The 12448-nt window shown below is 43.6% G+C and carries 6 protein-coding genes, 10 tRNA genes and 2 rRNA genes; all 18 read left to right on the top strand.

Translation table 11 applies throughout. From position 1 onward, the window contains the following. The first annotated feature begins 225 nt into the window (after positions 1 to 225). The 18 genes from PQ460_RS05915 (at position 226) to tgt (ending at position 12364) form a co-directional block, all read left to right on the top strand. A 23S ribosomal RNA gene (locus tag PQ460_RS05915) occupies positions 226 to 3148 on the top strand. A gap of 64 nt (positions 3149 to 3212) precedes the next feature. Further along, positions 3213 to 3329 (top strand): 5S ribosomal RNA (gene rrf / locus PQ460_RS05920). Between the two features lie 52 nt (positions 3330 to 3381). After that, positions 3382 to 3457 (top strand) — tRNA-Asn (locus PQ460_RS05925). Between the two features lie 3 nt (positions 3458 to 3460). Next, positions 3461 to 3552 (top strand) — tRNA-Ser (locus PQ460_RS05930). 100 nt (positions 3553 to 3652) lie between these two features. Then, positions 3653 to 3724: transfer RNA gene (locus tag PQ460_RS05935), tRNA-Glu, on the top strand. 12 nt (positions 3725 to 3736) lie between these two features. Further along, positions 3737 to 3812 (top strand) — tRNA-Val (locus tag PQ460_RS05940). A gap of 26 nt (positions 3813 to 3838) precedes the next feature. Continuing rightward, a tRNA-Met gene (locus PQ460_RS05945) sits at positions 3839 to 3912 on the top strand. Between the two features lie 7 nt (positions 3913 to 3919). Next, a tRNA-Asp gene (locus PQ460_RS05950) sits at positions 3920 to 3995 on the top strand. Positions 3996 to 4048: 53 nt separating this feature from the next. After that, positions 4049 to 4123 (top strand) — tRNA-Gly (locus PQ460_RS05955). Between the two features lie 20 nt (positions 4124 to 4143). Then, positions 4144 to 4220 (top strand) — tRNA-Arg (locus tag PQ460_RS05960). 15 nt (positions 4221 to 4235) lie between these two features. Continuing rightward, positions 4236 to 4315, top strand: a tRNA-Leu gene (locus PQ460_RS05965). A gap of 10 nt (positions 4316 to 4325) precedes the next feature. Next, positions 4326 to 4399, top strand: a tRNA-Pro gene (locus tag PQ460_RS05970). Positions 4400 to 4912: 513 nt separating this feature from the next. Continuing rightward, positions 4913 to 5416, top strand: coding sequence for a crossover junction endodeoxyribonuclease RuvC (gene ruvC / locus PQ460_RS05975; RefSeq protein WP_204822960.1), 504 nt, complete (start codon positions 4913 to 4915; stop codon positions 5414 to 5416). After that, positions 5413 to 6027 (top strand): Holliday junction branch migration protein RuvA, encoded by a 615-nt coding sequence (gene ruvA, locus PQ460_RS05980; RefSeq protein ID WP_274172043.1) that lies wholly within the window; start codon positions 5413 to 5415, stop codon positions 6025 to 6027. The genes ruvC and ruvA overlap by 4 nt, the downstream gene beginning before the upstream one ends. Positions 6028 to 6302: 275 nt before the next feature. Next, the gene (gene ruvB, locus PQ460_RS05985) at positions 6303 to 7322 is read left to right on the top strand and encodes a Holliday junction branch migration DNA helicase RuvB (RefSeq protein ID WP_069329815.1); all 1020 of its coding nucleotides are present in this window, start codon (positions 6303 to 6305) and stop codon (positions 7320 to 7322) included. Positions 7323 to 7922: 600 nt separating this feature from the next. After that, positions 7923 to 10034 (top strand): SpoIID/LytB domain-containing protein, encoded by a 2112-nt coding sequence (locus PQ460_RS05990; RefSeq protein WP_274172044.1) that lies wholly within the window; start codon positions 7923 to 7925, stop codon positions 10032 to 10034. 8 nt (positions 10035 to 10042) lie between these two features. Beyond that, entirely contained in the window at positions 10043 to 11071 is a 1029-nt protein-coding gene (gene queA / locus PQ460_RS05995) for a tRNA preQ1(34) S-adenosylmethionine ribosyltransferase-isomerase QueA (protein WP_274172045.1), read from the top strand. A gap of 153 nt (positions 11072 to 11224) precedes the next feature. Further along, positions 11225 to 12364 (top strand): tRNA guanosine(34) transglycosylase Tgt, encoded by a 1140-nt coding sequence (tgt, locus tag PQ460_RS06000; protein ID WP_274172046.1) that lies wholly within the window; start codon positions 11225 to 11227, stop codon positions 12362 to 12364. Positions 12365 to 12448 lie beyond the last annotated feature (84 nt).

Raw genomic sequence — 12448 nt, forward strand, 5'->3', positions numbered from 1 at the left:
AAAGACAAACGCAGAACACTCCGGTGGATCTGTGGTCATCCAAGTGGTGACACACTCACTCGTTGTTCAGTTTTGAAAGAGTAAACCTCTTTCAGACTGTTGATCCTTGAAAACTGGATACCGAAAACGAAACATCGCGTTTTAGAAGGTTTCTTCTCTACAAACTGTGCAAACAGTGGTAGGCGAGAAATTGAAATACACCGTTTCTATTTATAGAAACACTTAGGTTAAGCTACTAAGAGCACACGGTGGATGCCTAGGCGCTAGGAGCCGATGAAGGACGTGGCGAACAACGATAAGGCCTCGGGGAGCTGTAAGCAAGCTGTGATCCGGGGATGTCCGAATGGGGAAACCTAACTGGATTCATCTCCAGTTACTCACACCTGAATACATAGGGTGTGCAGAGGCAGACGAGGGGAACTGAAACATCTAAGTACCCTCAGGAACAGAAAACAAGAGTGATTCCGTCAGTAGCGGCGAGCGAACGCGGAACAGCCCAAACCAATGAGCTTGCTTGTTGGGGTTGTGGGACGTCTCTTTGGAGTTACAAAGGAGTATCGTAGTTGAAGAGGTCTGGAAAGGCCCGCTAAAAAAGGTGAAAGCCCTGTAGATGAAATGATGCTCTCTCCGAGACGGATCCCGAGTAGTGCGGGGCACGTGAAACCCCGTATGAATCTGCCAGGACCATCTGGTAAGGCTAAATACTCCCTAGCGACCGATAGTGAAGCAGTACCGTGAGGGAAAGGTGAAAAGGACCCCGGAAGGGGAGTGAAATAGAACCTGAAACCGTGTGCTTACAAAAAGTCAGAGCCCTATTACTGGGTGATGGCGTGCCTTTTGTAGAATGAACCGGCGAGTTACGTTCCCGTGCAAGGTTAAGGTGAAAAGCCGGAGCCGCAGCGAAAGCGAGTCTGAATAGGGCGACTGAGTACGTGGACGTAGACCCGAAACCAGGTGATCTACCCCTGTCCAGGGTGAAGGTACGGTAACACGTACTGGAGGCCCGAACCCACGCACGTTGAAAAGTGCGGGGATGAGGTGGGGGTAGCGGAGAAATTCCAATCGAACCTGGAGATAGCTGGTTCTCCCCGAAATAGCTTTAGGGCTAGCCTCGGAAGGTGAGTCGTGGAGGTAGAGCACTGATTGGATGCGGGGCCCGCAAGGGTTACCAAGTTCAGTCAAACTCCGAATGCCACAGACTTTATTCCGGGAGTCAGACAGTGAGTGCTAAGATCCATTGTCGAAAGGGAAACAGCCCAGACCATCAGCTAAGGTCCCCAAGTGTGTGTTAAGTGGGAAAGGATGTGAAGTTGCACAGACAACCAGGATGTTGGCTTAGAAGCAGCCACCATTGAAAGAGTGCGTAATAGCTCACTGGTCGAGTGACTTTGCGCCGAAAATGTAACGGGGCTAAACACACCACCGAAGCTATGGCTTGATACGTTGTATCAGGGGTAGGGGAGCGTTGAATGAAGATTGAAGGTGTACCGCAAGGAGCGCTGGACCTCATTCAAGTGAGAATGCCGGTATGAGTAACGAAAAGATCAGTGAGAATCTGATCCGCCGAAAACCCAAGGATTCCTGAGGAAGGCTCGTCCTCTCAGGGTAAGTCGGGACCTAAGGCGAGGCCGAAAGGCGTAGTCGACGGACAACAGGTTGAAATTCCTGTACCACCGAAAGCCGTTATGAGCAATGGGATGACGCAGGAGGATAGTGACGCGGACTGATGGATGTCCGTTCAAGCAGTGAGGCTGGTATGTAGGCAAATCCGCATACCGCAAGGCCAGGCTGTGATGAGGAGCGAAAATTGTAGTAGCGAAGGTCATGATTTCACACTGCCAAGAAAAGTCTCTAGCCAGGAAGCAGGTGCCCGTACCGTAAACCGACACAGGTGGGTGAGAAGAGAATTCTAAGGCGCGCGGAAGAACTCTCGTTAAGGAACTCGGCAAAATGACCCCGTAACTTCGGGAGAAGGGGTGCCCCGGTAGTGTGAATAGCACGAGGGGGCCGCAGTGAAAAGGCCCAAGCGACTGTTTAGCAAAAACACAGGTCTGTGCGAAGCCGCAAGGCGAAGTATACGGGCTGACGCCTGCCCGGTGCTGGAAGGTTAAGGGGAGTGGTTAGCGCAAGCGAAGCTATGAACCGAAGCCCCAGTAAACGGCGGCCGTAACTATAACGGTCCTAAGGTAGCGAAATTCCTTGTCAGGTAAATTCTGACCCGCACGAATGGCGTAACGATTTGGGCGCTGTCTCAACGAGAGATCCGGTGAAATTTTAATACCTGTGAAGATGCAGGTTACCCGCGACAAGACGGAAAGACCCCATGGAGCTTTACTGCAACTTGATATTGAACTGGGGTGCGATTTGTACAGGATAGGTGGGAGCCGTAGACATCGGAGCGCAAGCTTCGGTTGAGGCGCCGTTGGGATACCACCCTGATCGCATTTGAGTTCTAACCTCGTACCGTGATCCGGTACAGGGACCGTGTCAGGTGGGCAGTTTGACTGGGGCGGTCGCCTCCTAAAGTGTAACGGAGGCGCCCTAAGGTTCCCTCAGAATGGTTGGAAATCATTCGAAGAGTGTAAAGGCATAAGGGAGCTTGACTGCGAGACAGACACGTCGAGCAGGGACGAAAGTCGGGCTTAGTGATCCGGTGGTACCGCATGGAAGGGCCATCGCTCAACGGATAAAAGCTACCCTGGGGATAACAGGCTTATCTCCCCCAAGAGTCCACATCGACGGGGAGGTTTGGCACCTCGATGTCGGCTCATCGCATCCTGGGGCTGAAGTAGGTCCCAAGGGTTGGGCTGTTCGCCCATTAAAGCGGTACGCGAGCTGGGTTCAGAACGTCGTGAGACAGTTCGGTCCCTATCTGTCGTGGGCGTAGGAAATTTGAGAGGAGCTGTCCTTAGTACGAGAGGACCGGGATGGACGCACCGCTGGTGTACCAGTTGTTCCGCCAGGAGCATCGCTGGGTAGCTACGTGCGGAAGGGATAAGCGCTGAAAGCATCTAAGCGTGAAGCCCCCCTCAAGATGAGATTTCCCAGTATGTAAGACCCCTTGTAGACGACGAGGTCAATAGGTTGGGGGTGGAAGTGCCGCAAGGCATGGAGCTGACCAATACTAATCGGTCGAGGGCTTATCCAAATAAGCTAACACGCGATGTTTTTCGTTTTCGGATTCAGTTTTCAGGGAGCAACACACCTGCCTGTTTGGTAATGATGGCGGAGGGGTTCCACACGTACCCATCCCGAACACGACCGTTAAGCCCTCCAGCGCCGATGGTACTTGGACCGCAGGGTCCTGGGAGAGTAGGACGTTGCCAAGCGAAGCAAGACGATTGACCGTTTCGAGGAGAGATCCGGCGAAGCGGTGACTATTCCCTGATAGCTCAGTTGGTAGAGCACTCGACTGTTAATCGAGTTGTCACAGGTTCGAGTCCTGTTCGGGGAGCCATATGGAGAGGTGTCCGAGTTGGCCGAAGGAGCACGATTGGAAATCGTGTAGGCGTCACAAGCGTCTCGAGGGTTCGAATCCCTCTCTCTCCGCCAGAGGCCGTTTTATTACAGCCACTAGCCTAGAATATTAGTTGTAAATGGACTTGTTCTAAAAGTAATAAGATGTTAGTATGTAAAGTATCGGTTTTATTGTGGCCCGTTGGTCAAGTGGTTAAGACACCTCCCTTTCACGGAGGTAACAGGGGTTCGAGTCCCCTACGGGTCATATTACTTCTTTGGAGATTTAGCTCAGCTGGGAGAGCATCTGCCTTACAAGCAGAGGGTCGGCGGTTCGATCCCGTCAATCTCCACCATAGAATTTTATAGTAAGTGTTAATGACGCGGGGTGGAGCAGTCCGGTAGCTCGTCGGGCTCATAACCCGAAGGTCACAGGTTCAAATCCTGTCCCCGCAATTAATCTGGAACCGTGGTGTAGGGGTTAACATGCCTGCCTGTCACGCAGGAGATCGCGGGTTCAAATCCCGTCGGTTCCGCCATTTTCTTTTAAAGAAATTGGTTCGATCATAGACTTTGTAATTCATATTATACTGCGGACGTGGCTCAGCGGTAGAGCATCGCCTTGCCAAGGCGAGGGTCGTGGGTTCGATTCCCATCGTCCGCTCCAATATTTTCTAAATTTTATATGCGCCCTTAGCTCAGCTGGATAGAGCGTTTGACTACGAATCAAAAGGCCAGGAGTTCGAATCTCTTAGGGCGCGCCATTTTTATCTTGATTGGCCGGTGTGGCGGAATTGGCAGACGCGCGCGACTCAAAATCGTGAGGGAAACCGTGGGGGTTCGAGTCCCTTCACCGGCATATTATTTATCGGGACGTAGCTCAGCTTGGTAGAGCACCTGGTTTGGGTCCAGGGGGTCGCATGTTCAAATCGTGTCGTCCCGATACTAAAAAACCATTGATCGTAATGATCAATGGTTTTTTTATGTTCATTTATATTTGTTTTAATTTACTTATGATAAATAGTTATAAGAATAATATAAAGCTTGCTATAGCATCTACTGTATCGACTTACATCTACTGTATCGACTTACATCTACTGATATAGATGAATTATACGTACATATTTATAGTTATGATTTTAATAAGAATAACTTAACCTAGCTTTGAAATGGAATAGATTTTATTGAAATGAAATTTTGTTATTTTATTAACTCAAGTGGATTTATATTTGCTATAATGAAATGAAAGAGATACATATGTTCGCCTATTTAGCTTTACTTGAATATATGATTAAGATGATGAGTAGTAGTAAGCCCTATAATAAATTACTCTCTATCATCAGTAAGAACTCATTTTATTTATTTGGAAAACAGAATATATGTATTCATTATGATTACTATTTTATTTATAAAAAGAGTATTAATATTTATGTAATAGAACAAGGGAGAGATCGATTTGCGTGTAATGGGAATTGACCCCGGAATTGCGATTGTTGGTTTTGGGTTTATAGATAAAAATGGAAGCAAGTTGACTCCAGTTCAATATGGTTGTATTCAGACAGAAGCTCATACACCTGATGAAGATAGATTATTGCATGTATATGAAGGTACTGTACAATTAATTGAGAAGTATCAACCAGATACGGTTGCTTTTGAAAAACTATTTTTTAACCGTAACGTAACTAATGCGATGTCTGTGAGTCAGGCGCGTGGTGTGATGATCTTAGCAGCTAAACAAAAGGGTTTGCCTATTGCAGAATATACACCAATGCAAGTAAAACAAGCTGTTGTAGGGTATGGTAAAGCTGAAAAAAGGCAAGTTCAAGAAATGATTCGAATGTTTTTGAATTTGCAAAAAATTCCGAAACCTGATGATGTCGCTGATGCATTAGCTGTGGCTGTATGTCATGCTCATTCTTATGTGCTAAATTCGAAGATAAATGAGGTATTGAAAAAATGATTGATTTTTTGCGCGGGCCGATAGTGCATTTAGAAAATGAATATGTGGTTGTAGATATGCAAGGAATCGGGTATCGCGTATTTTGCCCTAACCCTTATGCATGGATGAAAGAGACCGGTGAAGTCACCATTTATATTCATCATCATGTACGTGAAGATGCAATTCAATTATTTGGATTCCCTACACGTGATGAACAGAAATTATTTCGCAAATTGATTGAAGTATCTGGTATTGGTCCACGTGTAGCTCTTGGTATTCTAAGTGGTGGTAGCCCTGAAGGGGTTGTTACTGCTATTTATCAAGAAAATATTACGTTTTTGACCAAATTGCCTGGGATCGGTAAAAAGACTGCACAACGTATGATTCTGGATTTGAAAGATAAATTGGGTGGTATTGGTGATTCTATTATTGCTACAGGATTATTTGCTCCACCAACGACTAGCACTACTTCTGGAGAAGTATGGCCTGAAGTACGTGATGGATTGAAAGCTCTGGGGTATACGGATACCGAATTGGATCGAATCTGGCAAACGTTGAAACACGAAGTATTCCCTGACGATACAGCCGATGATGTTATGAAGAGAGCATTAAAAATGTTGTATACTGGCTAATCTCATTACTATGCTAAAATACATCGGAATAATAGAAATTCGATCTATTTTGGTATATTTGGAACAAAGCTAATGAAGGTGAAAGCTTATTTCTATTTTGCATATATGATGAATAGTATAGTAATTGAGATCAATGGATACTATTTTAAAAAACGGCAATCTATGAACTTATCTTGTGCTAAATATTTATATTAGAATAGCTATGGTATATTTAAAGATAGTGGTAATGAAATTTTAAAAAGACAGGTAGAACAGATGAAGGGGAGCGAATAAAGATGACGGATGACCGCATCATATCTGCTAACTTGATGATGGAAGACCAAGCGGTGGAACTGAGTCTACGTCCCCGTTACCTTTCAGAATATATCGGGCAAACTCGGATTAAAGAAAATATGAAAATTTATATTGAAGCTGCTAAGTTGAGAGGCGAGGCGTTGGATCATGTTCTTTTATATGGCCCCCCAGGGTTAGGTAAAACTACACTTGCTAACATTATTGCTAATGAGCTTGGTGTCAACTTAAGAACAACTTCAGGGCCTGCTATTGAGCGTCCTGGTGATCTGGCGGCTTTGCTGACTAATCTGCAAGATGGGGATGTATTGTTTATTGATGAGATTCATCGATTACATCGGTCTGTAGAAGAAGTCTTGTATCCGGCTATGGAAGATTCGGCGCTTGATATTATGATTGGTAAAGGACCTAGTGCTCGTTCAGTACGTTTGGACTTGCCGCCATTTACATTGATTGGTGCAACAACACGTGCAGGTTTGTTATCTGCTCCTTTGCGTGATCGATTTGGAGTTGTGAGTCGGCTGGAATTATACACAGTCGATGAACTTTCCTTTATTGTAAGCCGAGGATCAGAGATACTTGGTATTGATATTGTAGGCGATGCAGCAGACGAGATTGCACTTCGTGGTAGAGGAACACCTCGTATTGCTAACCGTCTACTCAAACGTGTACGGGATTATGCACAGGTACGTGGTGATGGGATTATCACACCTGAGATTGCAGACGAAGCATTGGATATGTTACAAGTCGATCCGCGAGGATTGGATCAGATTGATCATAAAGTACTGCAAGCGATGATTCATAATTTCCGCGGTGGTCCTGTAGGGTTGGATACTATCGCTGCCACTATCGGTGAAGAAGGTCAAACGATTGAAGATGTATATGAACCCTATCTGCTTCAGTTAGGATTCCTACAACGTACTCCACGAGGACGTATTGTTACGCCTATGGCTTATGATTATTTGGGGATACCTATGCCCGATCATTTGAATGGAAAAGCATAAAATTGAATGAATAGAAAAGGCTGGTTATTTGTAGAGAGCAAGATGCTATAAATAGTCAGTCTTTTTTTGCGCTCAAAGAAGTTGCTTACTGTTCAGCTATCCGTATAATTTTGGAGTGTTGAGTGTTGAGTGTTGAGTGTTGAGTGTTGAGTGTTGAGTGTTGAGTGTTGAGTGTTGAGTGTTGAGTGTTGAGTGTTGAGTGTTGAGTGTTGAGTGTTGAGTGTTGAGTGTTGAGTGTTGAGTGTTGAGTGTTGAGTGTTGAGTGTTGAGTGTTGAGTGTTGAGTGTTGAGTGTTGAGTGTTGAGTGTTGAGTGTTGAGTGTTGAGTGTTGAGTGTTGAGTGTTGTAAGTTAAATAGAGCAATTTTAAATATGTATTGTAGTAATATAGATATAATTTACAACAAGTATAGACGGAGAAAGACAGGACTAGGAAATAGAGGATTTGAATATTAAAACATTTTGAATAAAAGGACTTGAGTATGACCAGTCGCAAGGATTTTGAGAGAATTTCGGTGCAAACCAAGTCATTTGGACTACTTATGCGTATAATGGATAAGAGTGTCGATGTATAAGTATGGACTCAAGAAAGGAACAAGTGAATGAATGTGACTACAAATGTAAATACAACGTTGAAAAAATGGAAGCAAACATTATGGCTTTTGCCTGTAGTGATACTTTTAGCAGGAACATTGCCTCAATCTTCTTATGCAGCAACACCATCTGTTGATAATGAAAAAGTGCGTGTAGGGCTATTTTTAGATGTGGGAAATACATATTCTTCAATAGTCCCTGTAGTTAATGTGAAATCAGCAGGGAGTCTTAGTGTAGGTCAATCGAATAATGGAGTAGTTGATTCTTGGTTATCTATTGGCAATCAAGCCAGCTTTGGTATTGATGGCTATCGGGTGAAAGTATTGGAAACGGCTGATTTCGCTACAGCGGCGGCAGGGATCAAACTATTACAATCGACAAGTGATAAATCCATCGTATTCTCAGCTTCCAAAAATGGTGGCACCGTATATCAATTGTATACAGGGATGTATTCTTCTAAAGCAGCGGCTACGACTGGAGCTTCTCGTGTAGCTTCTACAGTAAGGTCTATTTTGAATGGTCAGACACCTGTGGTAAAAGGTGGTTTCCATTTGTCTGCTGGAAGTTATGCAACTGAAGCACAAGCGAATGCTGGACTTGCTGCTGTCAGTGCAGCTGGATTGGATGGATTTGTCGCTATCACTAAAAGTGGCGGAGCTCTCGCTTACAATGTATGGGTAGGGGAAGAAGCAGATGCGGCTTCTTTGGCAAGTATCAAATCAGTTGCAGCAACAGCATTACCTGATATTACACTCACTACTGTAAATAGTACACAAGCGGCGCTTATTAAACGTACAAATGTGACTTCAAGTATTACTAGCCCTTCACCGATTGATCATTATATGGTTAGTGGAACAGATGTCAAAATGATGTTACAAGGAAACGATTCAGGAACTCAAGTGACTGAACGTTCTGCTCGAACATATCGTGGTGATTTTGAAATAAGTAATTATAACGGTCAACTGGCATGGATTAATGTTTTGCCTATGGAAGAGTATCTATATTCAGTAGTCGGTGGCGAAGTGTCTGCTTCATGGCCAGCAGAAGCTTTGAAAGCTCAAGCAGTAGCTGCACGTAGTTATGCTAGATTTCAAGAGCAAGGTTCTAAATTTAAAATAGCAGATGTGGTAGATACTACACTGAGTCAAGCGTATAACGGTGTGAGTGCAGAAGATAAACGAATTATTGCGGCTGTTGATGCTACAGCAGGTGAAATCGTCACAAAAAATAATAAAGTGATTGAGGCGATATTTTCTGCCAATAGTGGCGGGGCTTCAGCTGATCCTTCTGAAGTATGGAACGGCGGTGGAGATGTATTTGTGAGTGTGGTATCAAAAGAAGATGCGGCTTCACAAGCGGCGCTTAAAAATTGGTATCATGTATTATTAGATAACGGAAAGTCTGGTTATGTACGTGAAGATAATGTAAAATTATCAGGCAAGAAAACATCGGCTGGACTAGACTATATGACAGTTACTGCTAAAAATACAAATGTGCGTCCTTTACCAGTGGTACAAAGTAATGTATCTATGGTAGGTCAAATGAATCCAGGTGATCAAGCTGTTGTGTTAGAATTATTACCTGAGTCCAATAGCTATCAGTGGATACGTGGCCCTTTTACTTCGGCGCAAATACTGGCAACGTTAAAAGGTAAAACAACCGCAAGCTTACCATCTACCATCACTTCTATTCAGGTTTCTCAGCGTGGCCCTTCTGGACGTGTTACTGAAATCAAAGTAAATGGTGCTGTTGTGAAAGTGAAGTATCCTGATGTGTTCCGTTCTGCACTCAATAGTCTACCAAGTACATTATTTGATGTGGTAAATACAGCAAATTATGTAGTTGTAGGTTCAAATAATGATCAAAATGAAATGCCAGCTGCCGGAACTGTTATTTTAGGAGCTTCAGGACAGGGAACAGGTTCAAGCTCAACGGTGATTTTAAATGGTGATGGTGTAGCTAGAGTGACTGAAGCAGGTGGATTTTTATTTACAGGTAACGGGAATGGTCATGGATTAGGTATGTCCCAATGGGGCGCTAAAGGTATGGCTGACAAAGGATCAAATTATAAACAAATCTTGCAACATTATTATAACAATGTGCAAATTACGAAGGGGTAAGTAGAACCATGAAAGTAGATGTATATGATTTTGAATTACCAGAGCATTTGATTGCTCAAGTTCCATTGCAAGATCGAACAGCTTCACGCTTGCTTACTTTAAACAAACAAACAGGTGAAGTCAGACATCAGCATTTTGGTGAAATTTTAGATTATTTACATGAAGGCGATACATTGATTTTGAATGATACACGTGTAATTCCAGCTCGTCTATTTGGGATCAAACGGGATACAGGTGCTAAAGCAGAAGTATTGTTATTAACTCAACTGGAAGGTGATCGTTGGGAAGCACTAGTAAAACCAGGTAAAAAGCTGAAAAAAGGCGCTGTAATTGATTTTGGCGGTGAGCTGGAAGCCGTGATTGAAGAAGAATCGGATATGGGGATGCGTGTATTGTCTTTCCGATATGAAGGTATTTTTCAAGAAATTCTAGATCGTCTAGGAGAAATGCCACTTCCTCCATATATTAAAGAAAAGCTGGATGATCGTGAACGTTATCAGACGGTATATGCAAAACATGAAGGTTCCGCAGCTGCACCAACAGCCGGGCTTCATTTTACAAAAGAATTGTTAGATCAAATTGCAGCCAAAGGTGTACAGGTAGGCTTTGTGACTTTGCATGTTGGATTAGGTACATTCCGTCCTATGTCTGTCGAAACGGTTGAAGAACATGTGATGCATGAAGAGTTTTACTCATTGTCTGCTGAGACTGCTCAATTGTTAAATGAAACGAAAGCGCGCGGTGGCCGTATTATTGCTGTAGGGACAACTTCTGCACGTACATTGGAAACCGTAGCTCGTGAAGCAAAAGGGCAATTGATCGAAGCTTCTAGTGGTTGGACGCAGATTTTTATTTATCCAGGGCATGAATTTGGTCTGGTTGATGCAATGGTTACGAATTTCCATTTGCCTAAATCTACCCTGGTCATGTTGGTCAGTGCATTAGCTGGACGAGAGCATATTATGGATGCTTATCAGCAGGCAGTAGCTGAGAAGTATCGCTTTTTCAGCTTCGGCGATGCGATGTTTATTTATTAGAAAATGATTGTATTTCATAGGGATGCTCCCGTATAATTAACTGTTGATGAACGTTGTTGTAAGCTATATCTATAGTGACGTTAACAGGATAAGCTAACTTAGTGATAAGACTGACTATCCTATTTTATAAGCAGAAGGATGAGAACCAATACTATGGCTGGACCTATTACGTACGAACATATCAAAACTTGTAAGCAATCAGGAGCACGTCTTGGACGTGTTCATACTCCGCATGGAGTTATTGAAACACCTGCTTTTATGCCTGTAGGTACACAAGCAACAGTCAAAACGATGAGTCCAGAAGAATTAAAACAGATGGATGCGCATATTATTTTGAGTAATACGTATCATTTGTTTCTTCGTCCAGGGCATGATTTGATTCGTGATGCTGGTGGGTTACACAAATTTATGAACTGGGATCGCCCAATTTTGACAGACAGCGGTGGATTCCAAGTATTTAGTCTGAGCGATATGCGTAAAATTAGTGAAGAAGGCGTTCATTTTAAATCGCATTTGAATGGAGATAAGTTGTTCTTATCCCCTGAAATTGCAATGGACATTCAAAATTCATTAGGTTCGGATATTATGATGGCATTTGATGAATGTCCTCCATATCCTGCTGAATATGAATATGTGAAAAAGTCACTTGAACGTACGACTCGCTGGGCAGAACGTTGCCTTGAAAGTCATGGTCGTCCACATGATCAAGGGCTGTTTGCAATCGTTCAAGGTGGGATGCATGAAGATCTACGTAAACAAAGTGCACTTGATTTGACTTCGATGGATTTCCCGGGGTATGCTATTGGTGGACTGAGTGTAGGTGAGCCTAAAGACTTGATGTATCAAGCTTTGGATTTCACTGTACCGTTTCTTCCGCACAATAAGCCACGTTATCTTATGGGTGTCGGTTCGCCTGATGCTTTGATCGAAGGATCGATTCGTGGAGTAGATATGTTCGATTGTGTGTTGCCTACAAGGATTGCACGCAATGGTACAACCATGACTAGTGAAGGACGCGTAGTGGTACGTAATGCAAAATATGCACGTGATTTTGGACCACTTGATCCGAACTGTGATTGTTATACGTGTCGGAATTATTCCCGTGCCTATCTGCGTCACCTCATCAAAGCAGACGAGACATTTGGTCTACGATTGACCACTTATCACAATCTGCATTTCTTATTGAATCTGATGAAAAATGTACGTCAAGCGATTATGGATGATCGTCTTCTGGACTTTAAAGAAGAGTTCTTCACGCAATATGGACTACATGATAATGATAAAGGGTTCTAAAAAAACGGTATGTACATGACATCCATCGAAAACGATATGATATTGTTTTTCGATTAATGGTTGATAAGAAAAAGGGGGAAATAA

Origin of the sequence: Paenibacillus sp. KACC 21273 (genome assembly GCF_028736095.1) — a bacterium.
Lineage (GTDB): Bacteria > Bacillota > Bacilli > Paenibacillales > Paenibacillaceae > Saccharibacillus > Saccharibacillus kyungheensis.

Bases quoted from the DNA above. Each gene is read 5' to 3' on its own strand.
- ruvA (WP_274172043.1), top strand. From the start codon at position 5,413: ATGATTGATTTTTTGCGCGGGCCGATAGTGCATTTAGAAAATGAATAT.
- ruvB (WP_069329815.1), top strand. From the start codon at position 6,303: ATGACGGATGACCGCATCATATCTGCTAACTTGATGATGGAAGACCAA.
- PQ460_RS05990 (WP_274172044.1), top strand. From the start codon at position 7,923: ATGAATGTGACTACAAATGTAAATACAACGTTGAAAAAATGGAAGCAA.
- queA (WP_274172045.1), top strand. From the start codon at position 10,043: ATGAAAGTAGATGTATATGATTTTGAATTACCAGAGCATTTGATTGCT.
- tgt (WP_274172046.1), top strand. From the start codon at position 11,225: ATGGCTGGACCTATTACGTACGAACATATCAAAACTTGTAAGCAATCA.